The following is a 17258-nucleotide window of genomic DNA, read 5'->3' as shown; positions in this document are numbered from 1 at the left end:
AAAATTCTAATGTTAAGTTTTTGTAAATTTAACGTAAAATCTTTCTCTTTCCGACATATTTCAGCTAAAATGATTTGGGTGTGAAAGAAAACATACATTGTTTAAATTATTGGAGGTATAATCTTATGGCTAAAAAGGTAGATAAATTCTCAGCATTACTAAGTAATATTTCATCAAATCTTGATGAAAGTGTGGATTTTTTTACTGAATATAAATTAAAAAATATCAGTGATTTAAAAATCTTTTCTGAGAAAATGAAAGAGTATGAATCCAAAGGTGATACCTTCGTTCATGAAGTCATTAAAGAACTAAATGATGCCTTCATAACTCCAATTGAACGTGAGGACATTCTCCAGCTTGCGATGAGCATGGACGATGTATTAGACGGACTTGAAGCATGTGCGGCCCTTTTTGAAATGTACTCCATTACAGAAGCCGATGAATTTATGTTACAGTTTGTCGATGCAATTCAAGGCAGTGTTCACGAAATTCAGAAGGCTGTTGAATTACTATCCAACAAAAAGCTAGCTCAAATACGGGAACATGCCATTAAAATTAAGGATTTTGAATCAAAATGCGATAATATTTTAAGACAGTCAATTAAACATCTATTCACTGTGGAAAAAGATCCAATCCGTATTATTCAATACAAGGAAATTTACGAAGATCTTGAGGATATCGCAGACTTTTGTCAAACTGTAGCTAATACCCTTGAATCCATTATTATGAAAAATGCATAAGGAGCAAAAAGATGAGTCTTGTACTAATTTTAACAATCTTAATTGTCATTGGTGCCCTTGCATTTGATTTTATAAATGGTTTTCACGATACAGCAAATGCAATCGCCACATCCGTTTCCACTAAAGCGTTAAAACCGCGGCAAGCCATACTATTAGCAGCGGTAATGAATTTTGTTGGAGCGTTAACGTTTACCGGGGTTGCTAAAACTGTATCTAAGGATATCGTTGATCCATTTACATTGCACAATGGGTCAGTGGTAATTTTAGCTGCATTACTTTCAGCTATCTTTTGGAACTTACTCACTTGGTATTTTGGAATTCCAAGCAGTTCTTCTCACGCAATTATTGGTTCTATTGCTGGCGCGGCAATTGCAGCAGAAGGATTTAATGCCTTAAACTACACTGGTTTTATCAAAATCATTGAAGCGCTAATTTTATCACCAATTTTAGCTTTTATTGTGGGATATATTATTTATAGTATCTTTAAAGTGGCATTTAGAAATTTTAATTTAGCAAAAACGAACAAAAGATTCCGTTATATCCAAATCGCAACCGCTGCATTACAATCTTATTCACACGGAACAAATGATGCCCAAAAATCAATGGGGATCATCACCTTAGCACTTGTATCTAGTAAATATCTTTCACCCGATGCAGGAATCCCTTTCTGGGTACAAGCTTCCTGTGCAATTGCGATGGGATTAGGAACCTCAATTGGCGGCTGGAAGATTATCAAAACAGTTGGCGGAAAAATTATGAAAATACGTCCAATTAATGGGGTAGCTGCAGATTTAACTGGTGCTGCTATTATCTTTGGTGCTACGTATATTCATTTACCAGTTAGTACAACTCATGTAATTTCTTCTGGTATCCTAGGAGTAGGTTCTGCTCATCGTCTAAAGGGCGTTAAATGGGATACAGCTCAACGAATGTTAATTACTTGGGTCATCACCCTTCCAATTACAGCATTGATTGCAGCCATTGTTTACTTTATTTTGAATTTGTTCTTTTAACTTTAAACCAGAGAACCTTCTCTGGTTTTTTTGTTTCGATTTTACAATTTAGAAGAAACCTTTAACACCTTAAAACCACCGAAGCAAAGCACCGGTGGTTTAAGGTTTTTTATTTAGTTTGATTCATCCATGTTACCAAATGTTTTTTGCATTATTTCATAAGATGTTTTCAACCGTTCATAGAATTCAGGCTGGTCCCATGATTTCCAGTTATAAAATAGTGAACCCTTTTGTTTGAGCTGCCCATTCACCGTCTTAGGAATGGTTTGTTGTACACTGCCTTTCGCTGTTGTTACAACCGCAGCCCTAATTCCACTAGTCTCCACAGAGCTTGACAATCCCTGTTTCCAAATATCCCCCATTACTTCTTTTAAGCTGGGATCTTTAACATTTAATAGCTGCCAAGCAATTCTTCCTTCTATTACCTTTTTATCCTTGCTCATACTTATATCTGTTAAAGAATCAAAATCTTTGCTGGCTGGATTAGCATTACCGTATTGTAAAACCCCTGTTTCATAATCCTGAAACGGAATGACTTTCTTTGTTGAAGGGATTGTTTGTTGTTTATTTAATGCCAGCCGAATAGGATTAAACACCCCATTATCCTTCCTTTGAGCATATGGCTCTTCAGGAATCATTTTCAAAAGTTTTCCATACTGATAATAGAAGGTATCATAATAGCTATCAACCAAGATTCGTGAATCTTTTGGACCCTGGAGCTTGATAAGGAAGTCAATTCCGTAATCCGTTTTTATCTTTGCTCGCTGGTTAATCGAAATCGTTGTTTGCCCTTGGTTTCTAATGGTATCGAGCAATAGATATGTGCCTCCGCTGTTAAAATCTACAGGTTGATTATATTTTAGTAAGAAATACAAGTAGCCGCTGTCAGATGCGAAACGCACCTCTTTTACCCGTTGATCCCCCTTAGATTGGTAACCTAATTTTGTACCGGCGATTTCCCAATCTTCTGAAGCACCATCGACAACTATAGATGTTTCCTTCTTCCCTGGTTCGAATCCAAGCAAACCAAAATGCTGTTCATTTGTTTGCTGATTATTCCAATAAGGGCGGCGGTCCGGATTATCAAAGTCCATTGTGTTCCATGTCCGCTTAAACCATTCATCCTGCCAAGTAAATACAAGTCCGCCCGCATATTTCTCTGATACAATGGATTGATATAAATGCTGATCAATCTGTCCTTGTTCTTCTTCTGAATGAAATCCCTGATTCATACCGTAAGGATTTCTATGAGTTAATCCTCTTGAAGAAGGTACACCAAATTCCGCCACCAAAATTGGCATATGATGTGCTGAACGCAGATCATTCAGATACCCAGCGTAATTATTTTTCTTTCCAGCAGCATCCGTATAATCCAGAAACTTCTTTTCGTAATTAAGAAAATCTGGGTAGTATGGATAGATATGATAAGAAGCAAAAAGCCCGGCTTTAAAAGACCCTGATGCCTTTACATGATTGGGATCAACAGAAACCATATCTTCTGTTTCAAGTGGTTCTGACGGGTGTTTGAGCAAATCCGTTGTAACCCAATTCGTAAAGCTCATCGAATGCTGCCAGTTATATTGCTTTGACTCATACTCTGCTGCATAATCCATCAATTCGGCCAGCCAAATTTCAAACGGACTGGCATGGACTGTTTCAAAATAGTCCCCTTTAAATTGAGCCATTCCAGAATGCTTGGTATTGGTGTTCTCCACCATTGCCGGGTCCCATTCTGTTCCTATAATCGTGCCGATGACAAACTTTGAGATATCATGTTTATAAACACCTGATGCATGACCTGGCCGTTTGGCAAGATTAGCATTTCCATGAATAATATCAACCATATTCTTTATCTCCAGCTTGGCATCATCCACATTTACCTTTGCAAATGCATCCTGTGTCTTGATCAGATTTTCTTCATTAACCCACGTTCCATGAAATAAATATAACGGTTTTTTCGCAATTTGGTTGTATTCGTAAAAAGCCTCATAAAACTGAGGAGGATGCAGAGTATAAACCCTAATGGCATTGGCATTCATTGCTCCAATTTCTTGAAACCATCGAAAATATTCTTCTTTTGTAATGGCCGCTTCTCCAGGAAAGTAGCCAGGTCTGCCAATCCCCATATTCACTCCCTTAATTAAAAAGTTCTCCCATTTTCCATTCTTTTGAATTTGGATATAGGAAGCATTGGTTTTACTATTAGTCTTTACTCCATTCTCTTCAACCAGTTCGATTTTCTCTTGGGTCTCAACGTGTTTTAACCCATTTTTGAGTATATCTTTCATCATCGGAACATAGGCTGTCCAATAAAAAGAATGATTTGGCCCGAATGTCTTTTTCCACTTATCCAAACCTTGTGTCTGATAAATCCCCGGCACATCTGCTTCATCAGCATAGTCCCCGGAAAAATAATAGGAGGAGTATCTCGCATTTTTGTGATATATGACAGCAGGAAACTGATTGGGTATTCCATACCCCTTTAATTTCTCACTGGCCTTTTTCGAAACAGGCAGCTGATAATTCGCTAAGATCTCATTATTATTTTTCGCATCAATAATATCGAACCAATACTGATACGTCCCGTCTATTTGTTGCGAAAAGTGTTTTTGTCCTAGACTGGTTAATTTAAAATTGAGTCCTGAATGGTGGAGGTCATCTTCCCCTATTACAACCACATAATTATTTTTACTTACAAATACAAATCCCTCTCCATTGAAAGCCCATTTTTCTCTTTGTTTTTGATAATTCTTTTTTACCCATTGAGGTACTTCATTACTATTCAAATCAGAAAAATATCTGCCAATCCATCCAGACCACTCCACATTAAGCAAATTTGAAATTTCCGCTCTGGCCGGTTCGGATGTTGGACTAGCAAATGTATTGAATTCTGCAATTAAAGTTTTGGATTTTGATTGAATAAGTGCCTTTTTCATTTGGTTAACTTCACTTAGTGTCAGACCCCCATAAACCTTGACTGACCTTCGACCAGTGGGATTCTGTCCATAAAATTCGTTTTTATAGACACCGTACTGATCTGTCAAATAGAAAACATCATATTTTTTTAAATCCTTGGGTAAAGGGACAATAGTATATTGCTTACTTTTTTTCGGCACAAATCCTTTATAATCATTTTTTGCTGAATAGGGTTCTTGCCCTTTCTTAAAATACTTGGCATTGTTTAAAACCCACACCAATCCCTTATGTTCCCGGTATGTCGTATTAGGTACGGTTTTATCTACAATTAGCACATTCAAATTTTTTTCTGGCTGTAATTTCCATAACCAAAAAGGGCTTGTTAGAACTACCAAGAAAATCATAGTATAGACAAATAGGTGGATTGATTTTTTCATTTTGATACACCTTTTCTTTTCATTTCTCCCCAGCTTGTATCTCCTTTTATGATTTGCCAGACCCCCTCACAGCGCCATAAAACGGTCATAGGCCGATACCAGATCGTTTCTGTTAATGAATATAGAAAAAGCTTAAGGATATCTGTTACCTTTGGATATTTGGTTAAGCTCCACTCCTCTAAAAGGACGGCAGCCATTGAAAAAATCGACCCATACAAACAAGAAAGTAAAAACAGCAAAATGGAAAATTCGATGTAGGTTCCCCCGAGAAGCAAGCATAATATCATAAAAATATAGCCAGATAGCTCAATAATCGGGCCGAAAAACTCTACAATCCAAAAATAAGGAAATGCAAGAAGACCAATTGATCCGTATTTAGGATTAAAGGTTAATTTACGATGGGTCCATAAACTTTCAAATAGCCCTCTATGCCATCTTCTTCGCTGTCTCCGCAAAAATGTCATGTCCTCAGGCACTTCTGTCCAACAAACAGGATCCGGGACGTATACGATCTTCTTTTTCAGTCCCTTTTCTTTTAATAAACGATGTATTCGCACCACAAGTTCCATATCTTCACCAACCGTATCGGTTCGATAGCCTCCTGCGGCAATTACCCAATGCTTAGAAAAAACACCAAAGGCACCAGAGATAATAAGGAGGAGATTGTGTCTGCTGAGACCAATTCTCCCCATTAAGAATGCTCGTAAGTATTCAATTATCTGCATCACTACCAATGGCTTATTGGATAGGCCAACACTTTGAAGATGACCATTTTGAATTTCACAGCCATTGGCAATCCTCACACTGCCTCCGGAAGCAATTACTTCTTCAGCCGAGTCCACAATTGGTTTCATTACCTTCAAAAAAGCATCTTCTTCAAGAACCGAATCACCATCCAAAGAGCAAAAATAAGGATAATGAGAGAAGTTAAGTCCGACATTAAGGGCATCTGCTTTTCCTCCGTTTTCCTTGTCGATCAGGAAAAGGTTGGATAGAATCGCTGATTGATATATCTTTTTGATTGGTTTAGTATTCACTTGAATTCTAACCACTTTTTTGATTTCCTTCATATCATAGAATTCAATCATCTTTTCCAGGGTTTGGTCCTTGGAACCATCATTTACTACAATTATTTCAAAGGATGGATAGTTTACACTTAATAGTGAGCGAACACTTTGAATAATACCAGCTTCTTCATTGTAAGCAGGAACAATAATTGAAACAGGTTTGGTATAAATTTCTTCTAAATAATCTTCGTAAGCCTGTATTCGATCAAGCTGGTATTCTTTTCGAAGTTGAAAACACGAGATAATAAGAATTACCGAATAAAAAATAATGACTATTACCATATAAACTGCAATAAACCAGGTAAAAGCCGTTACAATATCTCCCCAATGAATAAATGGCATCCGTTTATACCCCTTTATGCAGCCATTCCCAGGCCATATCTTTTGCAAATGTATCTTTTGACGAATCTAAAACAGTTCGAAGGATCTCTTTACCGTGACTAAATTGACTGATGGCCTGTCCAGCCTGTGACCGAACCCACCATGTCCTGTCATGCATTAGCTCAATCAACCTCGGTATTGCTTTTTCTTCTTTCAATGAACCAATTAATTTGATTGCAACCATTCGTTCTTCCCATTTATCTGAATAGAGGAGTTCTAAGTATGGATCACTATTCTTTACATATCCAATTTCGGCCAATGCCTTTAAGGCCCTTAACCTTATTTCTCCAGAATAGCTCGAGAAAGTTTTCTCTAAGAAATGGTTATAGCTGACCTCTCGCTTACTTGCAATCACATCCATTATTGCTTTTTGAAGCGGCAAGCCTGCTTGATGAAAATGGAGTACATATTGGTCAAATTTCTTCTGTTCTAATGGCATTAGGATATGGAGATAATCAAATTCGGTGAGGTCTTGATATTTAGTGGTCAATAGGTCAAATAGCTTAGAAAATTGAAATAAAGCCAATATTCTCAAGATATGTATCTTCTCTTGGTGTGTAAGTTGTTTCCTGTTTAATAACCTGAAAACATCTTCCATAAGGTTTATCATATTAAAATCCTCAATATGATAAAGTGTATTCATTCTAGTACTCCATTTGTGGCTTTGAAGCCGTTTTTGATAATAATCCGATAAGTACATCGATGCTAGTTTTGATAAACGGTTCTTTTCCTCATCCCCTTCAATTACCTTTGTGTACCTGCTTAGCAATTGTTCAAGGGCCTTTTGTTGTAGAACCGTTTCTGGAGTTAGTTTCCTTGAAAAACTACCCTCAATTAAGATCGAAGAAATAAGAGGATTATAGATTTCACGATAATGTTCAATCTTTTTTCTTTTCTGAATCTCAATTATTTTTCTGATTGTTAAATACCCAAGCAAAAACACAAGAATCCCTACTAAGGATAGGGTTAAAACGGAAAGGAACAGCAACTCATCTGTAAACAAATTAATTCATCCTTTTAATTAACCTTTGTATTCTAGCCTGCAGCTCCTTAATGCTAAAGGGTTTAGTGACATAATCATCAGCGCCAAGTGCTAAGGCCTTTTCAATATCTGCTACGCTTTTTCTCCCGGTCAGCATAAGGACATGAACTTTATGACTACCTTTTATCTTTTGGACCTTTTGTAAAACTTCAATCCCATCCATTATTGGCATCACACCGTCAATTATTAAAAAATGGTCTCCTTTTTCCTCTAATCTATTTGATTTGAAAAACTGTACCCCATCTCCAAATTCCGCTAAACTTACATCAAAATTAGAAAAATCCATTACATTAAGAATTCGCATCAGCATGGTCCTAATAATAGGATCATCATCAATGATAGAAACAAATAATTTTCTTTTGGTTATTTCGTCCGTCCAGTCATTTACGATTTCCTCATGTGGATCGCTGTCTGCTTTTGTTGCTGATAGGGCTTGATTAAATAATTCTTTTCTTTTTAAATGACGGGCAATTCGAACAGTCAATTCTTCTAAATCAATCGGTTTTTCAATAAAATCATCGGCACCAAGTTTGAATGCCTTGATTCTTGTTTCCCGGTCATTCATCAAACTAATCATAATTTTCGGTACAAAGGGTTGATGTGTATGATGCTCAATCTCCTCCAGTAACTTAAGTCCACTGATTCCAGGTAAATTTATATCGATAATTACACAGTCAGGATTTAAATCGTAGTATTGCGAAATTGCCTTAGCAGGGTCTGAATTTACAACTACTATCCAACCCTTTTCCTCCAAGGCAGCTTTGAGAAGAATGAGCATCGAAATATCATCATCGATGATTTGAATGAGTGGAACATTTACGTCATGGCGGCGCACAATATGTTTCACCGCTTCCTTATTAGAGTGAATTTCATATTCATTTGTCAGATTAAATAATCCCTCTAAAAACGTTCGTAATTCTTCTTTTTCCCAAAGTTTTTCCTCTTCTACTTTGATTTGCTCTAATAAAAATCCAATTAGCTGGTGGAGACCGACTAACTGTAACGTCCCTGCACTGCTGTAAAGGGAATGTAGAAATCGATAAACTTCTAAATTGCTGATTTCGGACTTGGTGTCAAACCACATAGACAACTGACTGTTTACCTTTTGAACAAGTGAATACTTATATTTATTTAAGTCCATTAACTGCCTGCACCTCAATTTAATTAGGGGAAACTGATCACTTTGGTAATACTCTTTAGTGATAAGTTTGTGTTTATCTTGAGTGTATTATGAATTGATAAGAAATACTACGGAAAGGTCGAAAAAGGTCGAATTTTTTTAAAAAAATATAAAAAAAGGATTCCTATTATGGAATCCAAGATAATATCATCCTAAAATTTTCACCTTACTGGTACAGCTCTCCATTGCTGCAATGATTGCTCCCCGAAATTGTTTACTTTCAAGAGTTGCAACTGCCTCAATTGTTGCTCCCCCGGGTGTACAAACTTGATCTTTCAGCTCTCCGGGGTGTCTGCCTGTTTCCAGAACCATCTTGGCAGCCCCAAGTACAGCTTGTGCCGCCAGCCGATAGGCCTTATCTCGTGGAATTCCATGTCGTACTCCCCCATCCGCCATTGCTTCTATTAACATATAGACATAGGCCGGTGATGAACCACTGATAGACGGTACCGCATCCATTAGGTTCTCCTCCAAACGCTCCGTTTGACCAAAGGATTGAAACAATTGTTCTACCGCCATTAGCTCTTCTTCAGTGATATATTTATTTGGACAAAGGGCACTCATTCCTTCCCCCACTAACGAAGCGGTATTAGGCATAGTTCGTACGGATTTAACCTGTAAACCAAATAAACGTTCAATGTCTCCTAAAGTAATCCCCGCTGCAATCGTGACAATAATAGTACCTTGATTTATTTCATTCTTAATTTCATTGATAATTCCTGCGTGCTGGTCAGGTTTCACTGCTAGAATGAGAATGTCAGCAAACCGTGCCACATCCTTATTGTTTAATGATCCAAGAATACCATATTTTTCAGAAACGGCCTTTAGTGTCCTTTCAGTTGCAGCACTAGCCATTATATTGTCTTTAGTAACCCCATTTGCTTTTACTATTCCCTCTATCATAGCTTGAGCCATTTTTCCTGCCCCGATGAAACCAATCCTTTTTAACATAATTCTCATTCCTTAATTTTTCATATTAATCTTCTTTCCGATAAATAAAAAAAAGAGAAGATATTCATTAAAAATAGCTTCTCTTTTTTCATTTGGCCATTCAGCTAAAAATTAATGATGTACTAACTTCATTATCCAATCTAGAACAACACCGCCAAAATAAACACCAAATACACCTATTACGGCAGAAAATACAGGCGGTGCTGGTAAAGGTAATTTTAAGAACCTAAATAACATTCCTACAATTAATCCAGCAATTAAGGCCAATATAACTTCTTTCATAAATGTTACCCTCACATTTAATTAATAGTTGTTATTAGAAAGTTCCCCCTTAGCAATGGAAACACCTGAACTAGCACCAATTCGGGTAGCTCCAGCTTCCACCATCGCCAACGCATCTTCACGGCTTCTAACACCGCCTGAAGCCTTGACTCCAACATTAGCCCCTACTGTTTGACGCATTAAACGGATATCCGAGGCAGTTGCTCCGCCTGTCGAGAATCCAGTTGAAGTTTTAACAAAGTCAGCCCCTGCTTTAACAGCAAGTTCACAAGCCCTAATCTTTTCTGCGTCTGTCAGTAAGCATGTTTCAATAATTACCTTAACTAGTGCTTTACCCTTTGCCGCCTCAACGACAGCACGAATATCTTTTTCAACTATTTCATCCTGTTGATCCTTTAGCGCAGAAATGTTGATAACCATATCCACCTCATCCGCACCGTTTTCGATCGCATTTTTCGTTTCAAATGCCTTTGTTTCTGAAGTTGATGCTCCTAATGGAAATCCAATCACTGTACATACCTTTACTTCAGGAGTATCTGCAAGCAGTTCAGCTGCTGTTTTAACCCATGTTGGATTAACACATACAGATGCAAATAAATACTCTTTCGCCTCATTAATAATTTTAAGGATTTCTTCTTTCGTTGCATCTGCTTTTAATAATGTATGATCTATCATTTTGACAATATTTTGAGTCATCTTAATTTCCCCCTGATATTTTTTTGTTATACAGATTCTATATCCATTTTTATAACAACATAACTATAACAAACAACATGAACGTTTGTAAACACATATATGAACAAATGTAAAATCAACATCTTCATATTCAACAATAAATGTATTGACTATTTATCAAGCAGGAATTTTGCCGTAAATTGATCGGTAACGAGAACATTTGCATATTTTCCGATTAAGGCACCATAAATTCCATCTATTTTGTTGGGTCCCCCAGCTACAACAATGGAATATTCTTTCTTACTTAGCTCATCAAGATTCACACCCAAGGTCCTTTCATTTAAGCTCTCATTACAAATTTGCCCATCCTTATCAAAGAATCGCGAACAAATATCACCAACTGCCTTGCCTGAAATTGATTCCAAATCACTGTCAGTAAAATATCCTAATTGAAACAATAAAGAGTCTGTCTTAATCGATCCTATTGTAAACAGAGCAATATTAGCCTGTTTTCCCATTTCTAAAATTCTTCGGATATGGCGGTCTGCCTCCATTGCTTGTTTTACAACTACATGATCGACTATGGCAGGCAAGGGAAGATTTAGTGGTGTCGTATTGAATGCCTTACCAAATAGATATAGAATCTCTGATGCATATGTATTGGTTTCCGCATGACTTACACCGCCTTTTAATTGGACAACTTTGACGTTTTTTACAAATTTCTGTCTTAGTTCAATTGCAATATGATAGAGAGTCGTCCCCCATGTAACTCCGATAATGTCGTCATCTTTAACAATGCCCTCCAAGTAATTCGCAGCCATTTCACCAAGATAATTTTTAATAATATGGTCTTCATATTGTGGTATAGAAGCGACAATCGCTTTTTTTAAATGGAACTTTTTTTCTAATTGGGAAGCTAAATTTTCAACATTCTCAGTCGGGTCCATTATAGAAATTTTGACTATGCCCTCACTCTTTGCCTGCTGTAACAAACGTGATACAGTCGGACGGGAAACACCCAAAATCTTAGCAATTTCATTTTGGTTATAATCCAATAAATAATATAACTTTGCCGCTTCAATAACTTTGTTCAATTTATCTTGTTCCATTTTATCACCTATATAGTTTTTGATTTTCTTTATTGTAACAAATAACTGGGATGTAATTCACTGATCTTTTACATTTGTGGTACTTACTTTGAACATTTTTTCACATTAATTATCTAGTGAATTTTCAAATTAAATTAGGGAAAAATTTACGAAAAGCGGAAGCACCTTTTTCAAATCCTGATTTAGAACAAAAAGGGATAATTCTTTAAAGGAGGCCAATACATTGGATAAATTAGGAAGTTCTATCTACAGGAATCGCAAATGGGTACTGCTCATTTGGATAGCGGTTATTCTTTTTTTCGGCCTTTTTGCCCTTAAATTACCTACTGTTTTAAGTGGGAATGGCTTTGAATACAAGGGAGAATATAATCAAACAAGAAAAATCCTCGAAAAAGACTTTGGGCATCCTAAATCCTCCATTATCCTGGTTTTCGAGAGAGAAAAAACAATCAAAGATAAGGAATTTCATCAGTTTATCCAAAATACATTTAGTAGGCTTTCTAACTTTGACTCTGCCAGAGATATCACCTCTCCCTTTGATAGAGATGGAATGATTAAAGACAATTATGCCTATGGGCTGCTTACTTTTGAGAAAAAGGCCGAGAATCTTGGAGAGGAAATCGCAAAATTAAAAAGGATTCTTAAAAACCAACATGGTTTAAAGGTTACGATGACTGGAGAACCAATAATCGTTCAGGACTTAAATGTTGCCAGCCAAGAAGATTTACGAAAGGCAGAGATGATTGGTCTGCCGATCGCATTAGTAGTGCTTATCTTTGCATTTGGAGGCCTTGTCGCTGCCGCCCTTCCAATTGTTATTGGAGTGGTTTCCATCTTAATCACGATGGGCACCGTTTACTTCTTTAGTTATCAATTTGATTTAACGATCTTTATTCTTAACATTGTTCCAATGATCGGTCTTGCCTTAAGTATTGATTTTGCCTTATTGTTCATTAACCGCTACAAAGAGGAATTGCAAACCAAATCTATTCAAAAAGCAATAGAAGTAACAGTTAGGACAGCTGGAAGATCGATTATCTTCTCGGGACTTTGTGTTTTTATAGGCCTTTCTGGGCTTTGGTTTATTAAAATCGACATCTTTCAAAATGTTGCCCTAGGGGGGATGCTGGTCGTCCTAATTTCTGCGTTTTCAGCATTAACCTTTCTACCAGCATTACTCTCACTGTTAGGGAAAAGTATAAATAAATTTAGTGTGCTTCGAGTTACGGAAAAGGAAAATAGCATTTGGTACCGATTTGCCAAAATGGTGATGAATCATCCGATTATCATGGTTGTCCTCTCACTCACCATTCTCTTAGCTGGACTAGCACCAGTAAAGCAATTGGTTTTGGCTATTCCTGGTACGGATTCTCTGCCAGCCGATTACCCTTCTCGGTTAGCACTTGAAACATTCCAGAAGCAATTTATTGCAAGCGAGAAACGCGACGAAAAAAAAGTAACGATTGTGCTTAAAACAAATGGGCCGGTTACAAAAAGGAATAATTTTAAAAAAATAAGTACAATTATCCGCTCAATTGAAAAGGATAAGCTCATTAATACCGTTTATTCCCCTTATTCTGCAACAGGAATAAGGGATGAAGAAAAGCTATATCAGTTTTTCCAACATGGGGACACAGCGCAGCTTGCTCCATTAAAAGAATACTTTATCAGAAACAATGAAATACTTTTGGAAGTTTATTTAAACACTGAAGAGCATTCTGCAAAAGCTAGGGATTGGGTAAAGGATTGGTCACAAAGAAAACTTGGCGTCCAAGCCTTTTTTGGTGGCCCTATCAAATTTGAACAAGAGATTTTTGCCGAGATCTATCAAAAGGCACCCTATGGATTACTGTTAATTGTGTTATCAACCATTGTGATATTAATGACTGCGTTTCGTTCCATTTTGATTCCTCTTAAGGCGATCTTAATGAATGTATTGAGCTTGAGCTGTACTTTCGGGATTGTAGTTTGGATCTTCCAACAGGGTCATTTTGGAATGAGACCTGTTGATATTGCCTTAATTCTACCTGTATTTGTCTTCACTCTCGTCTTCGGACTTTCTATGGACTATGAGGTCTTTCTCATCTCTAGGATTCAGGAATTTCACCTTCAAACAGGTGACAATACCTTAGCCACTATTTCCGGGCTAACCTTTACTAGTAAAATCATCACCTCTGCGGCTGCTATCATGATTGTCGTAACTGGGGCGTTTGCTTTTACAGGGGTTATGCCGGTAAAGCAGCTTGGGGTGGGTATAGCAATTGCCATTTTTATTGATGCAACCATTATTAGAATGGTCTTAGTTCCAGCTTTAATGAAGCTTTTGGGTGATTGGAATTGGTGGTTCTTTGGCCATCATTTAAAACGTCAGCAGAATCGGAGTAAAAAGCCAGCCAGTTAGTTGGCTGGCTTTTGTTTGGATTTAAATATTTTTAGCGAAATCACTTTCTAGAGTATCATGCATGCATATGCAACTGACGTGGATAAATTGAAAAGAAAAACCAATACTAAGATTACTCTACACCAAGACATGTAGGAGGTAATTATTATGAAAAGAAGAATAATAATTTTACTTTCTCTTCCGATTATTTTCTTTACCTATACATCTAATACTTTTGCAGCCGAGACAGGAATAACTAGTCAGACATTGGTCGATTTGCGGATTTTAGAAACGACTGATATACATGCGGATTTGATAAATTATGATTACTATCAAACAAAAGTAGACAATCGAATAGGTCTGGTTAAAACGTCAACACTTATCAGGGAAGCACGTAAGGAAAGTAAAAACACTTTGTTATTTGATGATGGAGACCATTTAAAGGGAAATCCACTCGGCGAGTATTTGGCCAGAATCAGAGGAATGCATAAAGGAAAAACACATCCCGTTTACCGGGCATTTAATTATTTAAAATATGATGCAATTGCGATTGGAAATCATGAATTTAACTACGGATTAGGCTTTTTAAAGACTGCTTTAAAGGGGGCAAAGATGCCTGTCCTTAATGCAAATGTGTTTTCGGTAAAAACAAATAAACCCTACTTTAAACCATATACCATTTTAAAAAGAAAAATAGTCGATCAGAGCGGTAAACCACATGTACTGAAAATTGGCGTTATCGCCTTGATGCCTACCCATATAATGAAGTGGGACAAGGCAAATCTTGAAGGAAAAGTGTTTGCGAAACCAATGGTTGAAACAGCTAAGGAGTTTGTACCAATTATAAAGGCAGAAGGGGCTGATATTATTATCGCACTAGCCCATACAGGGATTAGTAGTGAACCATATCAAGATGATACGGAAAACTCCGTTTACTACTTAACTCAAATCCCTGAAATCGATGTTGTTTTAGCAGGTCATTCACATAGCGTATTCCCAGGTCCTGTCTATAAAAATCTGCCAAATACTAATTTGGAGACAGGAGAAATCAACGGTAAACCTGTCGTAATGGCTGCTGCCTTTGGTAGCAGACTTGGAATCATTGATCTTAAATTAAGCCATCGGAACGGAAAATGGCAGATAGTTGCCCAAAAATCATACACAAAATCAATTGCCGACGAAAATGGAAAATCTCTAGTCAAAACAGATAAAGGATTATATAGACTAGTAAAAGAGGAGCATGAGGAGATGGTTGATTTTATTAAGAAATTAGGTTTGTAAATACCTCAGAACTTTAGGAATAGACCCTTTACATCCTATGTGTAGTTTAATACAATAAGACATATAATACATATGTTGATTTGTGGTGGAGTCTGTCAAAACAGGCTCCTTTTTGCATTTTTCAATGAATGTAAAAATACAAAGGGAGAAGTGGTTCATACGTGTCAACACAATCAATCATTGCAATAGGAGTATTTTTATTTACCTACGCCTTTATTGTCACTGAAAGGATTCACCGGACAATTATCGCCATGGCTGGTGGAATTATAATGGTCCTGTTAGGGATTGTTGGTCAAGAAAAGGCCTTACATCACATTGATTTTAATACACTCGGATTATTGACGGGGATGATGATTATTGTCGCCATTACATCTGAGACAGGCTTGTTCAAGTATATCGCCATATGGGCAGCTAAAAAGGTTAAAGGCGATCCGTTGAAGATACTACTAGCCCTTGGGATTATTACAGCATTAGGCTCAGCTTTTTTAGATAATGTCACTACCGTCCTGCTAATGGTTCCCGTGACATTCAGTATCACAAGGCAATTACGGGTAAATCCGATTCCGTTTTTAATTACCGAGATTATCGCTTCCAACATTGGCGGAACCTCTACTTTAATTGGCGACCCGCCAAATATCATGCTTGGAAGCGCAGTGAAAGAATTAACGTTTATGGCATTTATCAACAACCTTACTGCTATTTCTTTTTTCATTTTATTTGTAAATGTCGGTATTCTAGCCTTTATCTATCGTAAACAGCTCCGAACATCATCAGAATTGAAAGCTAGTTTAATGGACTTAGACGAAAAGGAAGAAATTACGGATAAAACACTATTAATCAAGTCATTAACAGCATTACTTTTAACAATTTTGGGATTTTTCCTGCATCAACTGCTTCATATTGAATCGGCGACCGTTGCGTTAGCAGGTGCCTTTCTTTTACTTCTATTAACAGGGGAAGAATATTTGGATAAGTCTTTTTTAAAAGTAGAGTGGACAACCATTTTCTTCTTTATCGGGTTGTTCGTTCTTGTCTCAGGATTGATCGAAACAGGAGTTATTTCTCTACTAGCTGATTACTCCGTTCATTTGACGGGCGGAGATGTGGCATCCACCTCAATTCTAATTCTTTGGGTTAGTGCGATTGCCTCAGCCTTTATCGATAACATTCCATTCGTAGCCACGATGATTCCGATGATCAAGGATATGGGAGAATTGGGCATTCAAAATTTGGAACCACTCTGGTGGAGCCTGTCTCTGGGAGCATGTCTTGGGGGAAATGGTACATTGATCGGTGCAAGCGCCAACGTTATTGTAGCAGGTCTTGCCGCAAAGGAAGGATATCCGATTACGTTTGGAAAGTTTCTGCTAATTGCTTTTCCATTAATGATCCTTTCTATTGTGATTTGTACAATTTACATTTATTTAAGATACTTAATATAGGAGGATTTTGATGAAAGTCGAGTATACGTACGACAAAAAGCTTATTGAACTAAATGAAACGACAAATGGTAATGATATTGAGTTTTTTATTACGCTATTTGATAGTGAGTTAAAGAAAAAACTTATGAAAGTACGGCAATATTTTGATGATAATCGAGTTTTAACCGATATCCATTATTACATTCATCCGAATAACAACTATCAGGTAATTGTGAGAAATGATTTTTACAATGAATTTATCATTCAATTATTTAGGCAGCAACTATTAAAAGAGATCAAATGGGCTTAAAGAAAGCTGCCAAATATATGGCAGCTTTTATTTTATGGGATATGAAAGTATAAATGTTTTTAACTTTGAGAAT

Annotated in this window: 14 protein-coding genes; 6 read left to right on the top strand and 8 right to left on the bottom strand. The window is 36.9% G+C overall.

Going from position 1 to position 17258, the window contains the following annotated elements:
• Nucleotides 1-125: 125 nt before the first annotated feature.
• Complete coding sequence (locus AAHB15_RS00300; RefSeq protein ID WP_098529709.1) at nucleotides 126-740, top strand: DUF47 domain-containing protein; 615 nt, start codon at nucleotides 126-128, stop codon at nucleotides 738-740.
• 11 nt (nucleotides 741-751) lie between these two features.
• On the top strand, nucleotides 752-1753 hold the full coding sequence (locus tag AAHB15_RS00295) for an inorganic phosphate transporter (RefSeq protein WP_335573348.1): 1002 nt from the start codon (nucleotides 752-754) through the stop codon (nucleotides 1751-1753).
• 113 nt (nucleotides 1754-1866) lie between these two features.
• Here the strand turns inward: AAHB15_RS00295 and AAHB15_RS00290 are convergent, their stop codons facing one another.
• The 8 genes from AAHB15_RS00290 to AAHB15_RS00255 all read right to left on the bottom strand — a co-directional run bounded on the left by AAHB15_RS00290 (nucleotide 1867) and on the right by AAHB15_RS00255 (nucleotide 11793).
• On the bottom strand, nucleotides 1867-5106 hold the full coding sequence (locus AAHB15_RS00290) for a hypothetical protein (RefSeq protein WP_342041528.1): 3240 nt from the start codon (nucleotides 5104-5106) through the stop codon (nucleotides 1867-1869).
• On the bottom strand, nucleotides 5103-6515 hold the full coding sequence (locus AAHB15_RS00285) for a glycosyltransferase family 2 protein (protein WP_335573346.1): 1413 nt from the start codon (nucleotides 6513-6515) through the stop codon (nucleotides 5103-5105). The genes AAHB15_RS00290 and AAHB15_RS00285 overlap by 4 nt, the downstream gene beginning before the upstream one ends.
• A 4-nt stretch (nucleotides 6516-6519) precedes the next feature.
• Nucleotides 6520-7557, bottom strand: coding sequence for a HEAT repeat domain-containing protein (locus tag AAHB15_RS00280; protein WP_335573345.1), 1038 nt, complete (start codon nucleotides 7555-7557; stop codon nucleotides 6520-6522).
• 1 nt (nucleotide 7558) lies between these two features.
• Nucleotides 7559-8737 carry a response regulator gene (locus AAHB15_RS00275; protein ID WP_335573344.1) on the bottom strand — a complete coding sequence of 393 codons (1179 nt, stop codon included), beginning with the start codon at nucleotides 8735-8737 and terminating at the stop codon, nucleotides 7559-7561.
• A gap of 186 nt (nucleotides 8738-8923) precedes the next feature.
• Nucleotides 8924-9727 (bottom strand): pyrroline-5-carboxylate reductase, encoded by an 804-nt coding sequence (proC, locus tag AAHB15_RS00270; RefSeq protein ID WP_342041527.1) that lies wholly within the window; start codon nucleotides 9725-9727, stop codon nucleotides 8924-8926.
• Nucleotides 9728-9838: 111 nt separating this feature from the next.
• Nucleotides 9839-10009: a XapX domain-containing protein gene (locus AAHB15_RS00265; RefSeq protein WP_144568423.1), complete on the bottom strand. Its 171-nt coding sequence runs from the start codon at nucleotides 10007-10009 to the stop codon at nucleotides 9839-9841.
• Between the two features lie 21 nt (nucleotides 10010-10030).
• Nucleotides 10031-10705: a deoxyribose-phosphate aldolase gene (gene deoC / locus AAHB15_RS00260; RefSeq protein WP_335573342.1), complete on the bottom strand. Its 675-nt coding sequence runs from the start codon at nucleotides 10703-10705 to the stop codon at nucleotides 10031-10033.
• 149 nt (nucleotides 10706-10854) lie between these two features.
• A complete protein-coding gene (locus tag AAHB15_RS00255; RefSeq protein ID WP_335573341.1) occupies nucleotides 10855-11793 on the bottom strand; it encodes a sugar-binding transcriptional regulator in 939 nt (312 codons plus the stop codon).
• A 223-nt stretch (nucleotides 11794-12016) separates the two neighbouring features.
• Here AAHB15_RS00255 and AAHB15_RS00250 point away from each other — a divergent pair, with 223 nt between their 5' ends.
• The 4 genes from AAHB15_RS00250 (at nucleotide 12017) to AAHB15_RS00235 (ending at nucleotide 17185) form a co-directional block, all read left to right on the top strand.
• Nucleotides 12017-14194 (top strand): MMPL family transporter, encoded by a 2178-nt coding sequence (locus AAHB15_RS00250; protein WP_342041526.1) that lies wholly within the window; start codon nucleotides 12017-12019, stop codon nucleotides 14192-14194.
• A 147-nt stretch (nucleotides 14195-14341) separates the two neighbouring features.
• Entirely contained in the window at nucleotides 14342-15454 is a 1113-nt protein-coding gene (locus tag AAHB15_RS00245; protein WP_335573339.1) for a metallophosphoesterase, read from the top strand.
• Between the two features lie 161 nt (nucleotides 15455-15615).
• Nucleotides 15616-16896, top strand: a complete 1281-nt coding sequence (locus AAHB15_RS00240) for an ArsB/NhaD family transporter (RefSeq protein ID WP_335573338.1) — start codon at nucleotides 15616-15618, stop codon at nucleotides 16894-16896.
• 10 nt (nucleotides 16897-16906) lie between these two features.
• Nucleotides 16907-17185 carry a hypothetical protein gene (locus AAHB15_RS00235; protein ID WP_098529696.1) on the top strand — a complete coding sequence of 93 codons (279 nt, stop codon included), beginning with the start codon at nucleotides 16907-16909 and terminating at the stop codon, nucleotides 17183-17185.
• Nucleotides 17186-17258: the final 73 nt, after the last annotated feature.

The sequence above is a fragment of the Bacillus sp. OTU2372 genome (genome assembly GCF_038440275.1).
Classification (GTDB): domain Bacteria; phylum Bacillota; class Bacilli; order Bacillales; family Cytobacillaceae; genus Neobacillus; species Neobacillus bataviensis_B.
This window is presented reverse-complemented; position numbering and strand designations above follow the sequence as displayed.